Annotated in this window: 16 protein-coding genes; 7 read left to right on the forward strand and 9 right to left on the reverse strand. The window is 63.3% G+C overall.

Translation table 11 applies throughout. The features are described from left to right. Positions 1–123 precede the first annotated feature (123 nt). Entirely contained in the window at positions 124–471 is a 348-nt protein-coding gene (locus tag R0382_RS09245; protein ID WP_432719277.1) for a DUF4870 domain-containing protein, read from the reverse strand. Positions 472–546: 75 nt separating this feature from the next. Continuing rightward, positions 547–1,671: an ABC transporter substrate-binding protein gene (locus R0382_RS09250; RefSeq protein ID WP_432719278.1), complete on the reverse strand. Its 1,125-nt coding sequence runs from the start codon at positions 1,669–1,671 to the stop codon at positions 547–549. A gap of 151 nt (positions 1,672–1,822) precedes the next feature. Between R0382_RS09250 and coaD the strand changes: the two genes are divergently transcribed. The 4 genes from coaD to R0382_RS09270 all read left to right on the forward strand — a co-directional run bounded on the left by coaD (position 1,823) and on the right by R0382_RS09270 (position 5,293). After that, a complete protein-coding gene (gene coaD / locus R0382_RS09255; protein ID WP_432719279.1) occupies positions 1,823–2,317 on the forward strand; it encodes a pantetheine-phosphate adenylyltransferase in 495 nt (164 codons plus the stop codon). Between the two features lie 304 nt (positions 2,318–2,621). Further along, the gene (locus R0382_RS09260) at positions 2,622–2,825 is read left to right on the forward strand and encodes a hypothetical protein (protein ID WP_432719280.1); all 204 of its coding nucleotides are present in this window, start codon (positions 2,622–2,624) and stop codon (positions 2,823–2,825) included. Between the two features lie 117 nt (positions 2,826–2,942). Next, positions 2,943–3,881, forward strand: a complete 939-nt coding sequence (locus tag R0382_RS09265; RefSeq protein ID WP_432719281.1) for a class I SAM-dependent methyltransferase — start codon at positions 2,943–2,945, stop codon at positions 3,879–3,881. Beyond that, complete coding sequence (locus R0382_RS09270) at positions 3,857–5,293, forward strand: exonuclease domain-containing protein (RefSeq protein ID WP_432719282.1); 1,437 nt, start codon at positions 3,857–3,859, stop codon at positions 5,291–5,293. The genes R0382_RS09265 and R0382_RS09270 overlap by 25 nt, the downstream gene beginning before the upstream one ends. Before the next feature lie 99 nt (positions 5,294–5,392). Here R0382_RS09270 and R0382_RS09275 read toward each other — a convergent pair whose 3' ends face one another. Continuing rightward, a complete protein-coding gene (locus tag R0382_RS09275; protein WP_432719284.1) occupies positions 5,393–6,085 on the reverse strand; it encodes an aspartate/glutamate racemase family protein in 693 nt (230 codons plus the stop codon). A 187-nt stretch (positions 6,086–6,272) separates the two neighbouring features. After that, the gene (locus R0382_RS09280; protein ID WP_432719285.1) at positions 6,273–7,133 is read right to left on the reverse strand and encodes a PIG-L deacetylase family protein; all 861 of its coding nucleotides are present in this window, start codon (positions 7,131–7,133) and stop codon (positions 6,273–6,275) included. A 155-nt stretch (positions 7,134–7,288) separates the two neighbouring features. Between R0382_RS09280 and R0382_RS09285 the strand changes: the two genes are divergently transcribed. Further along, positions 7,289–8,350 carry a DUF475 domain-containing protein gene (locus R0382_RS09285; RefSeq protein ID WP_432719286.1) on the forward strand — a complete coding sequence of 354 codons (1,062 nt, stop codon included), beginning with the start codon at positions 7,289–7,291 and terminating at the stop codon, positions 8,348–8,350. A 45-nt stretch (positions 8,351–8,395) separates the two neighbouring features. Here the strand turns inward: R0382_RS09285 and R0382_RS09290 are convergent, their stop codons facing one another. After that, positions 8,396–9,343: a TerC family protein gene (locus R0382_RS09290; protein WP_432719287.1), complete on the reverse strand. Its 948-nt coding sequence runs from the start codon at positions 9,341–9,343 to the stop codon at positions 8,396–8,398. A 93-nt stretch (positions 9,344–9,436) separates the two neighbouring features. On the opposite strand from R0382_RS09290, the gene R0382_RS09295 reads away from it, so the two are divergent. Continuing rightward, positions 9,437–10,234 carry a TatD family hydrolase gene (locus R0382_RS09295; RefSeq protein ID WP_432719288.1) on the forward strand — a complete coding sequence of 266 codons (798 nt, stop codon included), beginning with the start codon at positions 9,437–9,439 and terminating at the stop codon, positions 10,232–10,234. 190 nt (positions 10,235–10,424) lie between these two features. After that, positions 10,425–11,444, forward strand: coding sequence for a tryptophan--tRNA ligase (trpS, locus tag R0382_RS09300; protein ID WP_432719289.1), 1,020 nt, complete (start codon positions 10,425–10,427; stop codon positions 11,442–11,444). A gap of 69 nt (positions 11,445–11,513) precedes the next feature. On the opposite strand, the gene R0382_RS09305 is transcribed toward trpS, so the two are convergent. The 4 genes from R0382_RS09305 to R0382_RS09320 form a co-directional block, all read right to left on the reverse strand. Beyond that, positions 11,514–12,326, reverse strand: coding sequence for a hypothetical protein (locus R0382_RS09305; protein ID WP_432719290.1), 813 nt, complete (start codon positions 12,324–12,326; stop codon positions 11,514–11,516). A 221-nt stretch (positions 12,327–12,547) separates the two neighbouring features. Continuing rightward, on the reverse strand, positions 12,548–13,342 hold the full coding sequence (locus R0382_RS09310; RefSeq protein ID WP_432719292.1) for a HesA/MoeB/ThiF family protein: 795 nt from the start codon (positions 13,340–13,342) through the stop codon (positions 12,548–12,550). Positions 13,343–13,417: 75 nt separating this feature from the next. Continuing rightward, the gene (locus R0382_RS09315) at positions 13,418–13,816 is read right to left on the reverse strand and encodes a hypothetical protein (RefSeq protein WP_432719293.1); all 399 of its coding nucleotides are present in this window, start codon (positions 13,814–13,816) and stop codon (positions 13,418–13,420) included. A gap of 97 nt (positions 13,817–13,913) precedes the next feature. Beyond that, entirely contained in the window at positions 13,914–15,371 is a 1,458-nt protein-coding gene (locus tag R0382_RS09320; protein ID WP_432719294.1) for a S41 family peptidase, read from the reverse strand. Between the last annotated feature and the right edge of the window lie 9 nt (positions 15,372–15,380).

Raw genomic sequence — 15,380 nt, forward strand, 5'->3', positions numbered from 1 at the left:
GAACTGCTTTAATTCAACGCTAGCTTACGGCGGTTTGGAAGGTTTTTTTGATTCCGGCTCGCGGAAAGCACAAAAGCCGTCTGCGAGACGGCTTTTGTCGGCACTGCGCGATCGTGGCCGCGCTTATTTGATCAGCCGGATATTGAACGGTAGCGCGCAGGGCTGACCGTTGCTGGCCTTGACGGCACCGATGATGCAGAAGATCAACTGGGCAATCACCATGATGCCGATCAGCAGGAAGCCGATCAGCACGATGGTGAGGACTTGGCCGATCAGGGTCAGCAGCAGCATCGTGATCGCCCAGTTCAGCGCCTCCTTGCTGTGTTCCTGCAAGAAGGCATCGTCCTTCTTCAACAGGTAGACGATCAGTGCGGGAACGAAGCTGAAGAAAATCGTGCCGATCCAGACCAGCACCGCGAAGGTCTGGCTGTTCTTGTCGGCAGCGCCGAGCGGGCGGGGAAAGTCGGTCATGGCGGTCTCTTTTTGATTGGTTCGAAAGGACGATGCCCCGCGGGCGGGGCATCGTCGGGATCGTCATTACGAGTATCAGCGAGTCAGTGTACCGGTCGGCGAAATCATCGTCAGCTCGACAAAGTTGCTGCCGGTGCGCTTCTTGTCGCCGAAATCGATCGTGAAGCCACCGAGGTCGTAATGCTTGAGCGAGGCAAGTCCGTTGTAGACCGCCGAGCGCGTCGGGCTCTTGCCGGCACGTTTGAGCGCTTCAACGACGAGGCGCGCCGACATATAGCCTTCCATCACTGCGTACGATGGGGTCTTGCCGTCGCGCAGCACGGCGCCTGCATCCTGCTGGAACTCGCGCACGAAGCGCAGCTGCTCGTTGCGCGGGTAGGGCAGCACCTCGGAAATGCCCAAGCCGTGTGCCTCTTTCTTGCCGATGGTCTGGATCACTTCCTCGAACTGGATCGGTGACAGGCCGTACAGCTGGGCGGTGCCGCCGGCGGCGCGGAACTGTTTGACAAAGGTGGCGGCCGGCCTGGAGACCGTGATCAGCACGACGGCTTCGGGATTGGCCTTGGCCAGTTCCTTGGCGCCCTTGCTGGTGTCGCCGTTCTGGCGGTCGTACCAGGCTTCGCCCGCGAGCGTCAGATTGTGCTTGGCCAGCGCGTCCTTCAGTGCGTTGTAGCCGGCCTGGCCGTAGCCGTCCTGCTGCGCAATCACGCCGATCCGGGTGACGCCAAGGTTGCCGGCGAGCAGCTTGACGATGCGTTCGACTTCCTGCCGGTAGCTGGCGCGGGTGTGGAACACGAACGGGCTGCTGCTTGGCGTACGCAACACATCGGCGCCCGAATGCACGCCGACGAGCGGAATGCCGGCGTTGTCGAGCAGCTTGGTTTTTTCCAGCTCGGTCATGGTCGCGGTGCCGTAGTACGACACCAGCGCAATCGCGCCTTCCTTGTCGATCAGCTCGCGGGTGTTGGCGATGGTCCGTTTCGGATCGTAGCCGTCGTCGCGGACGACGTGATTGATCGGTTCGCCGTTGATGCCGCCGGTGGCATTGACGCGTGAGAAGTACAGCGAGGCTCCGAGTGCCAGCGCCCTGCCTGTGCTGGCGACGAGGCCGGTGGTCGGCACCGACTGGCCGATGACGATATCGGCCTGGGCGAGTGGGGACAGCACCAGTGCCGCTCCCAGCAGAAACTTGCGCAACACGGCGATCTCCTCATTTTGATGTCGGCCCATCTTAAATTAGCGCGTGCTGCCAGACAAACCGGGGCAGCAGGGGCATCGACATGGCGCAACATTGCCGCCTTGACGCGATGTTATAGTGGCGTCATCGACAACCCGACAGCGGATGGCGCCCATGCGGCGAGGCGTTTACGCAGGCAGTTTTGATCCGGTGACCAACGGTCATCTGTGGATGATCGAGCACGGTGTGCAGCTCTTTGACGAGATGATCATCGCGATCGGCGAAAACCCGGACAAGCGCTACACCTTCTCGCAGGACGAGCGGCTGGCCATGCTGCGCGAGACCACGGCGCATCTGACCAATCTGCGGGTCGAAACCTTTGAAAACCGCTTCCTGGTCGACTATGCCCGCGAGGAAGGCGCGCACTACATCCTGCGCGGCATCCGCGAGGCGGCCGACTACGAGTTCGAGCGCAAGATGCGCTATGTCAACGCCGATCTGGCACCGCATATCGACACCGTTTTCCTGATGCCGCCACGCGAGATCGCCGAAATCAGTTCGACCATGGTCAAGGGACTGGTCGGGCCGCAAGGCTGGGAAGGCGTCGTACGCCAATACGTACCCACGGCAGTGTTCGAACGTTTGCTGCACTGGCAAGCGCAAGGCTGAACCGAATCTGTCTGGCTGGAGGACCGTGTGTTCTGCGCCATGGGGTGTAAGGTGACGACTGGTATGGCTGCCAGCCTTGGCCCTAGTGATGGAGTGACGGCCTAAGGTGGCTATTTTTCCGGTGTTATCTGCGGTTTTTTCTGTAATTGGACGAATTTTGGTGAAGTTGGTGCGCGCAGCTTCGTCGTGATTGCGTCGCTCCGTGTGGCCGCTTTGTTCCGCCCATCCGGACTTGTATCGGCACATGGCACTCCTCGGAGGCGTTGGGGTCAAAGCAGGACCTCAACAAAGAGGACTGTAAACAATGCGTGCTCTCACCAAATGGATTGCCTTTTGCGTCGCCAGTCTGTTCTCGGCTGCGGCATTTGCCGCAATGGTCGCGCCCAACGATATACCGACCAGCGATCACGGGTCAGGTCTGGACCAGATTAACTGGTTGCAAAAGCAAGCCGGGCCGGGTAGTAATTCCGGCGGTGGATTTGGCGGCGGTGGCAGTGGTGGTAAGTAACCGCCCCCGATCCAAGTAGCGACAAACCCGAGGCGGCCTTGAGCCGCCTTTTGCACGTCCGGCGATGCCGATGCATCCGGTAGAATGCGGCTTTCCCCCCGAGCCGTGCCCTGTCCGATGAGCGACCTTTCCAGCTACAAGAACCGCCTTGCCAAGAATGCCAAGCATTGGGGCAAGTGGGCCCGCCGTCACGGCATTCAGTGCTATCGGCTGTACGACCGCGATGTGCCCGAGTTTCCGGTCGTCGTCGACTGGTATGCCGGCAAGGTCCACCTGGCCGAAGTCGAAACCGGCTGGGTTCAGACCGACGAGGATCACGAAGCCTGGCTGGCGGAGATCTGGTACGCGACCGGCGAGGCGCTCGGCATCCCCGAGGACGACATCGCCATCAAGCTGCGCCGGCGCCAGAAGGGCGAGGCGCAGTACGAGAAAACCGGCACCGAAGGCGATGAATTCATCGTCGAGGAAGACGGCCTGCGTTTCATCGTCAACCTCGATGCCTATCTCGACACCGGGCTGTTTCTCGACCACCGCAACACCCGCAAGCGCGTGCGCGCCGAAGCCGCGGGCAAGCGCATGCTCAACCTCTTTTGCTACACCGGCGCGTTCTCGGTCTATGCCGCTGCCGGCGGCGCGAGCGAGACGGTGTCGGTCGACCTGTCGAACACCTATCTGGCGTGGGCCAAGCGCAATCTGGCCGAAAACGGCCTGGATACGCCGGCGCATACCCAGGTGCGCGCCGACGTGCTGCAATGGCTCGGTGATGCCGAGCGTGCCGGCGAGCGTTTCGATCTGATCGTCTGCGATCCGCCGTCGTTCTCGAACTCGAAGAAAATGGCCGGCATTCTCGATGTCCAGCGCGACCAGCGTTATCTGGTCGAAACCGCACTCGATCTGCTCAATCCGGGCGGCGTGCTGTATTTCTCGAACAATCTGCGCCGCTTCAAGCTCGACGAAACGCTGGAACCCTTGTGCGAGGATATTTCGGCCCAGTCGGTGCCTGAGGATTTCCGCAACAAGCGCATTCATCAGTGTTTCCGTTTCGTGAAGCGCTGAATCGCGTGACCAATCCCTACTACAGCGAACCGCTGGTTTTCGTCGATCTCGAAACCACCGGCGCCACACCGGCGAGCGACCGGATCACCGAGATCGGTATTGTCCAGGTCGATGACGACGGCGTGCGGCGCTGGTCCAGCCTCGTCAATCCGCAGCAGCCGATTCCGCCGTTCATCCAGCGGCTGACCGGGATCGACGACGCCATGGTCGCCGATGCGCCGACCTTCGCCGAACTGGCCGAAACGGTGCTGGCCAAGTTGCAAGGCCGGGTCTTTGTCGCCCACAACGCCCGCTTCGACTATGGCTTTCTGAAGCAGGAATGCCAGCGGCTGGGATTGCGTTTTTCGGCGCCGGTGCTGTGCACGGTCAAGTTGTCGCGCAAGCTCTATCCGAAGGAATTCAAGCACAGCCTCGACGCGCTGGTTGCCCGGCACGGTCTGGCGATCGACGGCGATCGCCATCGCGCGCTGAGCGATGCCGCGCTGCTGCCGGCCTTTCTCGACGTTGCCTTGCGCGAGCATCCGGTCGAAGTGGTGCAGCAGGCCATCGCCGAGTTGTTGCGCCAGCCGCGGATACCGGCCGGCCTCGATCCGGCGGTGATCGACGAGCTACCGGAAACCGGCGGTTGCTATACCTTCTACGCCATCGAGGGCGCCGCCTTGCTGGTCGGCCGCAGTCACAACATCCGCAAGCGGGTGCTGCAGCATTTCGCCGCCGATGCACGCAAGCCGCGCGAGCTGGAAATGCTGGGCAAGCTGACGCGCATCGACTGGCGCGAAGCGGCCGGCGAATTTGGCGCGATGCTCGACGAAGCGCGGCTGATCCGCACGCTCAAACCGGTGTACAATCCGCGTCCGAAGAAAAGTACCGGCGCCTGCGTGCTGCGGCTGAGCGAGCACGATAGGGCGCTGATTCCGGAGGTCGTCGATCTGGCGGCCCTGGGGCAGATCGATCCGCAGCGCGACTTCGTCTTCGGCCCGTTCCGCGCGCGCCGCGATGCGCAGCGCCTGCTCGACAAGCTGGCCGACGGCACCGGCCTGTGCCGGCAACTGCTCGGGCTTGAGCCGCGCCCGGTCGTGGCAGCGCCGTGCAGCGCCCAGCCCTTGGGAAAATGCCGGGGGGCGTGCATCGGCCACGAGCCGCTGGCGACGCACAACGCCCGGCTGTTGTCCTTGCTGGCCAAGCACAGCTTTGCTGACTGGCCGTACCCGGGTCCGGTGGGCTTGGTCGAAGGCCCGGAATGGGCGCCCGAGATTCACGTCATCGACCGCTGGTGCCATCTCGGCGTGATCCACGAGGCTGCCGAGCTGGGGGCGCTGCAGGCTGCGGGGCCGGCAGAATTCGATTTCGATGCCTACAAGCTGATCCAGTTCGAACTCAAGCGCCGCGCCGGCGAAGTGTTGCGCTTTTAGGGGAGCTAACAAAACGCTGCCGACTGCGTTGCACGGCTTGTACTGTCTGCGTTTGCGCGCTTTGCTAGCACCGCACTGGGTTTCGTTCGCGGCGCTTAATTAGTCGCCGAGCGCCCAGTCGGCCGCCGCTTGCGCATGGATCAGCGCGGTATCGAACAGGGGAACGGGGCTGTCGTCGCCGGTGACGAGCAGGCCGATTTCGGTGCAGCCGAGCACGATGGCGCTGGCGCCGCGGGTCGCCAGGGCAGCCATCTCGGCGCGGTAGATCGTGCGGCCGGCCTCGGAGAACACGCCCTTGCAGAGCTCGTCGTAGATGACCCGGTGAACTCGGTCGCGACCGCCGGGGTCGGGGATCAGTGTTTCAATGCCGTGCTCGGCGAGCCGGCCGGTGTAGAAGGCCTGTTCCATCGTATAGCGGGTGCCGAGCAGGCCGACCCGGGTGTGGCTGTCGGCGCGGAGCTGCGCCGCGGTGGCGTCGGCAATGTGTAGCAGCGGCAGCGTCGTCGCGGCCTCGACGTCGGCGGCGACCTTGTGCATGGTGTTGGCGCCGATCAGCACGATGTCGGCGCCGGCTGCTGCCAGCCTTCGGGCCGAGCCGGCCAGCAACTGGCCTGCCGCATCCCAGTCGCCGCGCTCCTGCAACGGCACCAGTTCGGCGAAGTCGATCGAATCGACGACGATGCGTGCACTGTGCACGCCGCCCAGCGTTTGCGCGATGCGACGATTGATTTCCTGGTAGTAGACGACGGTCGATTCCCAGCTCATGCCGCCGATCAGTCCAATGGTCTTCATCGCTTTCTCCAGGGGCGTAATGCCTTCATAACCTATCTCATCAGGCGGTTGGGTTGTGCCTGCTGGGATAGGTTCTCAGCATCGCTGATCGCGGCCGGGGCCGACAGATACACCTGATCGCGCGCGGTGACGATACAAAAAAACGGCTGCCAGGGGCAGCCGTTTCTCATGCGCGTGAACGCCGTGCTCAGCCGAGCAGCGCCTTGATGTCGTCGCCTTCGGCTAGCGTGTACTTGCTCGGATTGTCGAGCAGCTGGCTGCCGTCGAAGCGGCTGACCTTGTAGATCGTGCCGAACGAGAAGGTCGGCGCCGCGGCACCCTGGCCGCCGCAGACTTCGGCGCCACGACGGACGTTGTCGGCCATCCAGCCTGGCAGGCGCAGGTGGTAGGGGTTGCGGCGCACTTCCTCGACATGGCACGCCAGCGCGGCGATCAGGTCGGCGGTATCGGTGTTGCTGGTGGCGATTAGCGCGTTCGGTGCATCCATCTGGCGCCAGAATTCGCTCTGCGCCACGGTGCAGGCGTGGCCGGCTCGCTTGAGGGCGTCGATGACCAGATAGTGGGTGCCGATGTGGGCCGAGTGGTAGTCGTTGTCGTGTGGCAAGACACAGACGGCCGGCTGGTATTGCTCGATCAGCGCGGCGAGCACGTTGACCTTCTCGGCCCACGCGACCGAATCGTCGCTGCGGGTCTTCGGCGACACGCCCATCAGGCCGCCGGGAATGGTTTCCTGCAGTTCCCAGCCGAGCAGTTCGCAGGCATTGGCGACTTCAACCCAGCGTTCCGGTTGGCGCTTGAGGTTCGAGCCCTGGGTGACGGCGACGTTGACGACGCGAAAGCCGGCTTCACGGCCAAGGCGCAGCGGCAGTGCGCCGATGATGCATTCATCGTCCGGGTGCGGCGCAAAAATCATGACGACCGGCGCGTCGGCGGCCGGCGCAGCGCGGGCGGGCAGATTCAGGCCTTCGAGCGAGCTGTACAGCGGGGCGTCCTGTTTTTGCAGCAGCGCGTTATGCGCTTGAACCAGATCGTGATAGGCGTGACTCATGCGGGGCTCCGTTCGGGGAAACAGCGTATTGTGCAAAGGCAAAAGTATAGAGGCTTTGCCTGACGCGGACCAAGTCCACCGTACCCGGCTTGTGCTGGATCAGACGAGGGTGCCTGAACCGGCCGCTTTCGCGGGCATAATGGCGCTTTGCCACTATGCTGTTCGTCATGCTGCGCTATTTCCACACTTCGTTTGCCGTCACCGCGGTCGGCCTTGTGCTGGCGTGGATGATCGGCGGCTGGGCCGGGCTCTGGGTCACGTTCAATCTGGCACTGCTCGAAACCAGCCTGTCGTTCGACAACGCCGTCGTCAACGCATCGATCCTGAAAAACTGGGACGAAAAATGGCGCCGCCGCTTCCTGCTCTGGGGGATGCTGGTCGCCGTATTCGGCATGCGATTATTGTTTCCATTGGTCATCGTCGGCGTGATCGCCCAAGCGCCGCCGTTGCCGGGACCGGTGTCCCTGTATGAGTGGGCGGTCAGCGGCCAGTGGCCGGCGAGCGACGTGCTGACGATGGCGATCATGCGCCCCGATCACTATGCGGCGACGCTGACGTCGGCGCACATCGAGGTGACCGCATTCGGCGGTGCCTTCCTGATGATGGTGTTCTGGGCGTTTTTCCTGAATCGCGAGAAGCGCGAGCACTGGATCAAGCCGCTCGAAGCCGGCATGGCGCACATTGGCCGGCTGAACATGGCGGCGGCGATCCTGTCGCTGGCAGTGCTGCTGGCGCTGGCGAGCGCGCTGCCCGAGCACGAAGCGTACCGCTTTCTGTCGGCCGGGCTGTGGGGCGTGGTGATCTATGCCATCGTCGAAAGCCTGGGCGCGCTGCTCGGGGACGACGGTGCGGCGGTCAAGACCGGCTGGGCAGGCTTCATCTACCTTGAGCTGCTTGATGCGTCGTTCTCGTTCGACGGCGTGCTCGGTGCCTTTGCGCTGACCAAGAACATTTTCCTGATCATGATCGGCTTGGGTGTTGGCGCGATGTTCGTGCGCAGCTTCACGCTGCTGCTGGTCGAGAAGGGGACGCTGTCGACCTTCCGCTATCTGGAGCACGGTGCGTTCTGGGCCATCGGCTCGCTGGCGGCGGTGATGCTGCTGGCGCCGATCATCCATGTGCCGGAGGCGCTGACCGGCGGGATTGCCGCGCTGCTGATCATCGTCGCGGCACTGCATTCATGGTGGCTCAACCGGCGCGAGGCCGACCGCAAATAAAAAACGGCCCGGTCAATCCGGGCCGTTTGCCGTGAGGCTGCGGGATCAGTTCTTCGGCAACGCTTCGCCGCGGGTCTTGTACAAGGAGTACAGCACACCGGCGAGCAGCAGGCCGAAGGTCACCGTCAGCGACAGCACCGACGGAATCTTGATGTTCATGTAGACGAGGCCGATCTTGCAGCCGATGAACACCAGCACCACCGCGAGCGCGTACTTGAGGTAGTGGAAACGGTGCACCATCGCCGCCAGCGCAAAGTACAGCGCGCGCAGGCCGAGAATCGCGAAGATGTTCGACGTGTAGACGATGAACGGGTCCTGCGTGATCGCGAAGATCGCCGGAATGCTGTCGACCGCGAACACGAGGTCGGCCGCTTCGACCATCACTAGCGCCAGGAACAGCGGCGTCGCCCACCAGCCGGCTTTTTTGCCGATCGCTTCGCCGCGGACGAAGAAGTGGTTGCCCTGCAGCGTCGGCACCATGCGCAGATGGCGCTTGAAGAACTTGAACATCCGGTTGTTTTCGATGTCCGGGTCTTCGTCGTTGGCGACCAGCATCTTGATGCCGGTGATGATCAGGAAGGCACCGAAGACCAGCAGGATCCAGCTGAACTGGTGTACCAGCGCCGCGCCGAGGCCGATCATCACCGCGCGCATGACGATGGCGCCGAGAATGCCCCAGAACAGCACGCGGTGCTGCAGCTCGCGCGGAATCGCCAGGCTGGTGAAGATCAGCGAGATGATGAACACGTTGTCCATCGACAGCGATTTTTCGACCAGAAAGCCGGTGAAGTAGTCCATCCCGGCCTGTGGTCCCTTGAACGACCAGACCCAGGCGCCGAACAGCAGGCCCGCGCCGATATAGAACGCCGAGAGCTTCAGGCTCTTCTTGATGCTGATTTCATTGTTGCCGCGGTTCAGGAAGCCGAGGTCGAAGGCGAGCAGCGTGAGCACCACGCCGATGAACACGCCCCAAATCCATAATTCACTGCCCATATGATCCCCATTCGGTATGGCATTATTGTGGTATCGCAGCCGCAGTACGCGGCCGCCAGTTAGACACAGATAGTAAACGCCCGAGAGAGTTCCGTGCTGACCGACAGTCATTGTCATCTGGACGCGCCCGAGTTCGATGCCGATCGCGATGAAATCGTTGCTGCGGCTATGCTCGCCGGGGTCGCGCAACTGGTCGTACCGTCCGTCAGCGCAGCGACGTTTGCCGCGACCGGCCGCATGCGGGAACGCTACGGTTGCGCGGTGGCCTACGGCTTGCACCCGCTCTATGTCGCCGAGCACCGCGATGAACACCTTGACGACTTGGCCAACTTGCTTGGGCGTGAGCCGGCGGTCGCGGTCGGTGAAATCGGTCTCGATTTCTATGTGCCCGGGCTCGATGCCGAACGACAGGTCGCGGTGTTCGAAGCACAGCTCAGGCTCGCACGCGACGTCGATCTGCCGGTGATTGTCCATATCCGCCGCAGCCAGGACCAGGTGCTCAAGTATTTGCGCAAATGGCGGGTTCGCGGTGGCATCGCCCATGCTTTCAACGGCAGCGCCCAGCAGGCCGACGCGTTTCTCAAGCTCGGTTTCAAGCTCGGCTTCGGCGGCGCGATGACCTACAGCGGTTCGCAGCGGATACGCCGGCTGGCGACCGAATTGCCGCTCGATGCGATCGTGCTCGAGACCGATGCACCGGATATTCCGCCGGCGTGGCTGGCCGGGCCGCCGCCGGGCCGCAATGCGCCCGACCAGCTGCCGCGCATCGCCGCGGTGCTGGCCGAACTGCGCGACATCGACGTCGCTACCCTGCAAGGCGCCTGCACGGCCAATACCGAAGCGGTGCTCGGGCCGCTAGGCAGGCTGCACAAGGCTGGACAGCCGGACTGATCGCGACCAGAATGCCCTGCATGTACCCAATATCCGCAATCGTCCGTCCGGCCTCGTGCCGCTGGTGGCGCCGCTGAGACAGCGGCAGGCCACGATGTTTGCGTGAACCATGCCGCCGGACCGGGCGGCATGTGTGTTTCTGCGGTACCGGTTCAGCGGCTCAGACCATCCAGATCAGGGAGCCCGCACCATGAACAGCAACGCCATTCCCCCGAACCAGATCATCCTGACCGGTGACCGCCCGACCGGGCCGCTGCATCTGGGCCACTATGTCGGTTCGCTGAAGAACCGCATCACATTCCAGGATCAGCACAGGCAGTTCCTGATGCTGGCCGATGCGCAGGCCTTTACCGACAATATGGGCGACCGCGACAAGGTGCGTCGCAATGTGCTCGAAGTCGCCCTCGACTACCTGGCCGTCGGCATCGATCCGGCGAAAAGCACGATCTTCATCCAGTCGCAGCTGCCGGAGCTGACCGAGCTGACGTTCTACTATCTGAACCTTGTCACCGTGGCGCGGCTCGAACGCAATCCGACGGTGAAGGAAGAAATCCGCCTGCGCGACTTCCAGCGCGATATTCCGGCGGGTTTTCTCGCCTACCCGGTCAGCCAGACGGCCGACATCACCGCATTCAAGGCGACGCTGGTGCCGGTCGGCGCCGACCAAGCGCCGATGATCGAGCAATCGAACGAAATCGTCCGCCGCTTCAACGCCAATGTCGGCCAGGACATCCTGGTCGAAGCCGCGCCGGTGATTCCGGCGATGGGCCGGCTGCCGGGCATCGACGGCAAGGCCAAGATGAGCAAGTCACTCGGCAACGCACTGGCGCTGTCGGCCAGCGCCGACGAGGTCAGCAAGGCCGTGAAGATGATGTACACCGACCCGAACCACCTGCGCGTCGACGATCCGGGCCAGGTCGAAGGCAACGTCGTGTTCACTTATCTGGATGCGTTCGAGCCGGATATCGCCTTCGTCGACGACCTGAAATCCAAATACCGTCGCGGCGGTCTTGGCGATATGGTGATCAAGCGCCATCTTGAACAACGTTTGCAGGCGCTGCTCGCGCCGATCCGCGAGCGCCGTGCCGAGTTTGCCAAGGATCCGGCCGAAGTGATGCGGATGCTGGCGCAGGGCACCGACAAGGCGCGTGCCGTCGCAGCGCAGACGCTGTCCGAGGTGAAAGCGGCACTGGGGCTCCACTACTTCTGAGCCTTGCAACGATGGGCGCAAAAAAAAGCGAGGCCGGAGCCTCGCTTTTTTTCTGTTGGGCGGTACGTTTCAGCCAAGCGCATGCCGGACCTCGATCAGCGTGCGCGCGGCCACGTCACGGGTCCGTTCGATGCCGCGTTGCAGTTGTGCCGTCACCGCGTCGCGTGACAGTGCGGCACGGCGCTCGCGCAGCGGGGCGACAAAGGCTTCGAGGCAATGCGCCAGATGCAGTTGCAATACGTCGTCGGCGAGGCCGCCACGGCGGAACTTGGCTTTCAGGTCGTCGAGGAAGGGAATGTCCGATTCGAAGGCATCGAGGTAGGCGAAGATCGGATGTTGCTCGACGCTGCATTTTTCGGTCGGCAGCGCCATCGTCAGCACGGCGGCGCGCAGTTCGGCCGGCGTTGCGCTCAGGCGGACTTCACGGCCGAGTGGGGCGAGTGTCCGGCGGGTGTCGGGCAGCGCCAGCGCCTCCGGCAGCAGTTCGCGGCCGGCCAGGTTGTTGCAGTGACGGGCAATGCGGTTGGCTTCGGAAAGGTGCGCCGATTGTGGCAGTGCGGCCAGCGCCGGGCGGATCGCGGTCATCGCCGTCGCGGTGCGGGAGGCGGGCAGCAGCGGCGCAAAGCAGTGGCCGATATCGCTCAGCTCCGGTACCTGTTCGGCGACGAAGATCGTGCACTGCTCGGCGTCGATGCCGACGGCCAGATGGTCGAGGACCGTATCGAGCGGCGCTTCTGCGCCGTCGTCGAGCATCAGGAACGGCCGATGACGCGCAAGGAAGGGCAGGCGGCGGTTCAGCGTGGCCAGCGTATCGCCGATGGTGATGGCGTGCTGTGCCGGGTTGCCGAGCAGGATGGTGACGGGATTGCGGGGTTCGGTCATGGTATCGGTCCTTTGGATTTGGACCACCGACCAGGGAGGGTATCTTGGGTGCTGAAACAACGATGCCGCCTGATCGGCGGCATGTGTTCGTGTGTAGTCCTGGCCGCCTTTAGATATACGGGCGGTACCAATAATTCTGGCGGGAAAGGGGCAGGGACTTGGCGTTCATGGATTGCACTCTACGCGGATGAGTCGGGCTTGGAATGCGGGGAAACCCGTACTCAGCCGGCGTGGCGTCCGCTGCATACCGGGCAGGCGGGGTCTTTGCGGTATTTCATCTCGCGCCATTGCAAGGTGCGTGCATCGAGCAACTGCAGGCAACCGACTAGCGTTGGCAGACCGATCAGCAGTTTCAGCGCTTCGGCAGCCTGCGCGGCGCCGATGATGCCGGTCAGCGGTGCAAACACGCCGAAGGTGGCGCAGGGGCCGTCCGATGCATCGCCCTCTTCGCCGAACAGGCAGTGATAGCACGGGTTGAGCGGATCGCGCAGGTCGAAGGTTGTCAGTTGACCATCGAAGCGGACCGCCGCACCCGACACCAGCGGGACGCGGTCGGCGACGCAGGCGCGATTGATGGCGTGGCGCGTGGCGAAGTTGTCGCAGCAATCGAGTACGACATCGGCATCGGCCACCAGCGCCGCCAGGCGACCGCCATCGACGCGCTCGTCCAGCGCACGGATGACGATACGCGGATTTAGCGCGTGCATCGATTCGGCGGCCGATTCGGCCTTGTTGGTGCCGACCCTTGCCTCGGTATGGGCGATTTGGCGCTGTAGATTGGTCAGGTCGACCGCATCGTCATCGACAACGGTGATGGTGCCGACGCCGGCGCTGGCCAGATAGAGCAGCGCCGGCGAGCCGAGGCCGCCGGCGCCGATGACCAGCGCGTGCGCGCCGGCGATGGCCTGCTGTCCTTCGACGCCAATGTCGTCGAGCAGAATGTGGCGGCTGTAGCGCAGCAGGGCGGCGTCGTCGAGATCGGCGTCTTGGGACGGGAAGCGGGCTGGATGGGTCATGGCGATCGGGCTGGACGTTCAGCCGACAGTATACCTGCCACCCCCGGTTGCGAATCTTGCGCTGGCGCAGGCGGCTCAAAGGTAGCGCCGTAGCTCGTCCGGTGTGTCGTCGTTGTCACCGTGCGGGTGACGTGTCCAGAGCGTGGCGTAGACGTCGCGGGCCTTGACGTTGTGCTCGGGCAGGTCGAGGTTGTCGCGTTCGACGTCGTCGGCGTAGTGGGCAACGGTGCGTTTGAGCTTTTGCGATACCCGCTGGTCTAGTCCGATGCCATGGGTCGCAAGCAGCGCCTCAAGCTCGGCCAGGGTATAGGCCGACAGCACATAGCGAATGTGCAGTACCCCGTCTTCAGGCCCCGGCATCGACGAGACACCGGGCAGTTCGTCAAGCAAGGCGGCAGCGCGGGCTGTTTGCTCTGCGGTGGTGCCAGGCGCAAGCGCAAGGTCACGTTGCCGGGTGTCGTTGAGGTCGGTCATGGAGAACTCCCGTCATCAGCCCAGCTTAGTCTCGCTACTCGGCCGGCGCATCGTGCGGCGCAATAAAAAACCCCGCCATCGGGCGGGGTTTTTAGTATCACTTCGCTTTGGGCTTGACCGGATCGGCCTTGGGCTGATCCTTTTGCTGCAACAGCTGCTGCACCTTGAGCACGTTGAACGCCTGCTGCAACTGATAATCCTTTTTCGAGACCAGTTCACGCGGGCTGTCGGCATCCGGTTCGCTGGCGTCGAGCTTGGGCAGCGGCGTCTTCGGACGGATCACGGCCTTGGGTTTGGACGCGTCGCCCTTGCCATCCTTGTCGCTCGGATTGTTCAGATGGTGCTCGAGGTCGGATTCGCGCACGCGCAGGCCGTTGTCCTCGCGGCCATTCAGCGTGGCCTCCTCGATCTCGATGTCCGGCGTGATGCCCTTGGCCTGAATCGACCGGCCGTTCGGCGTGTAATAGCGCGCCGTGGTGAGCTTGACCGCCGAGGTCGCATCGACCGGCAGAATGGTCTGCACCGAGCCCTTGCCGAACGATTGCGTGCCGACGACGAGCGCGCGCTTGTGATCCTGCAACGCACCGGCGACGATTTCCGACGCGGACGCCGAGCCGCCGTTGACTAGCACCACCAGCGGGACATTCTTGATGTCCTTCGGCAGGCTGGCCAGATAGTCGCCCTTGTTGCCCGGACGCAGGTAGTTTTCGCGATCCGCGGTCAGGCGGATCTTGGCATCGGCGCTACGGCCTTCGGTGTAGACGACGAGCGAACCCTTGGGCAGGAAGGCTGCCGACACGCCGACGGCGCTGTTGAGCAGACCGCCCGGATCGTTGCGCAGGTCGAGGACGATGCCCTTCAGCGGCGCCTTGTTGTCCTTGTAGAGCGTCTCGATCGCCTTGGCGAGCGTTTCGGTCGTGCGTTCCTGGAACTGCGTGACGCGGATGTAGCCGTAGTCTGGCTCGGCGAGCTTGAACTTGACGCTCTGCACCTGGATCACCGCGCGTTTCAGCGTCAGCACCAGCGGCTTGGCTTCGCCCTTGCGCAGGATCGTCAGCGTGACGCTGCTGCCGGCCTTGCCGCGCATCTTGTTCACGGCGTCGGTCAGCGACATGCCTTGAACCTGGGTGTCGTCGATCTTGGCGATGTAGTCGCCGGCCTTGATCCCGGCCTTGTCGGCCGGCGTATCTTCGATCGGCGAGACGATCCGGACCAGACCGTCTTCCATATTCACTTCAAGCCCCAGCCCGCCGAACTCGCCCTGCGTGGTTTCCTGCAGGTCCTTGAAGTCCTTGGCGTCGAGGTAGGTCGAATGCGGGTCGAGGCCCGAGACCATGCCCTTGATGGCTTCGGAAATCAGCTTCTTGTCGTCGACCGGTTCGACGTAGTTCTGTTTGACCAGACCGAACACGGTGGAGAAGGCCCGGAGTTCGTCGATCGGCAAGGGGTTGGTGTTTGCGTCCTTGTCGGCAACGGCGTTGAACGACAACGAAACAGCGACGCCGACACCGGCGCCGACGCAAAGGAGACCCAGTTTTTGCAGTTTTTGCTTCATCGTGAGGGG

It is taken from the genome of Jeongeupia wiesaeckerbachi, assembly GCF_050916355.1.
GTDB lineage: Bacteria > Pseudomonadota > Gammaproteobacteria > Burkholderiales > Chitinibacteraceae > Jeongeupia > Jeongeupia wiesaeckerbachi.

Excerpts from the sequence above, each read along its gene's own strand:
- R0382_RS09290 (WP_432719287.1), bottom strand. The coding sequence starts at position 9,343 with ATGGGCAGTGAATTATGGATTTGGGGCGTGTTCATCGGCGTGGTGCTC.
- coaD (WP_432719279.1), top strand. The coding sequence starts at position 1,823 with ATGCGGCGAGGCGTTTACGCAGGCAGTTTTGATCCGGTGACCAACGGT.
- R0382_RS09320 (WP_432719294.1), bottom strand. The coding sequence starts at position 15,371 with ATGAAGCAAAAACTGCAAAAACTGGGTCTCCTTTGCGTCGGCGCCGGT.
- R0382_RS09305 (WP_432719290.1), bottom strand. The coding sequence starts at position 12,326 with ATGACCGAACCCCGCAATCCCGTCACCATCCTGCTCGGCAACCCGGCA.
- R0382_RS09275 (WP_432719284.1), bottom strand. The coding sequence starts at position 6,085 with ATGAAGACCATTGGACTGATCGGCGGCATGAGCTGGGAATCGACCGTC.
- R0382_RS09260 (WP_432719280.1), top strand. The coding sequence starts at position 2,622 with ATGCGTGCTCTCACCAAATGGATTGCCTTTTGCGTCGCCAGTCTGTTC.
- R0382_RS09285 (WP_432719286.1), top strand. The coding sequence starts at position 7,289 with ATGCTGTTCGTCATGCTGCGCTATTTCCACACTTCGTTTGCCGTCACC.
- R0382_RS09245 (WP_432719277.1), bottom strand. The coding sequence starts at position 471 with ATGACCGACTTTCCCCGCCCGCTCGGCGCTGCCGACAAGAACAGCCAG.
- R0382_RS09265 (WP_432719281.1), top strand. The coding sequence starts at position 2,943 with ATGAGCGACCTTTCCAGCTACAAGAACCGCCTTGCCAAGAATGCCAAG.
- R0382_RS09310 (WP_432719292.1), bottom strand. The coding sequence starts at position 13,342 with ATGACCCATCCAGCCCGCTTCCCGTCCCAAGACGCCGATCTCGACGAC.
- R0382_RS09280 (WP_432719285.1), bottom strand. The coding sequence starts at position 7,133 with ATGAGTCACGCCTATCACGATCTGGTTCAAGCGCATAACGCGCTGCTG.
- trpS (WP_432719289.1), top strand. The coding sequence starts at position 10,425 with ATGAACAGCAACGCCATTCCCCCGAACCAGATCATCCTGACCGGTGAC.
- R0382_RS09315 (WP_432719293.1), bottom strand. The coding sequence starts at position 13,816 with ATGACCGACCTCAACGACACCCGGCAACGTGACCTTGCGCTTGCGCCT.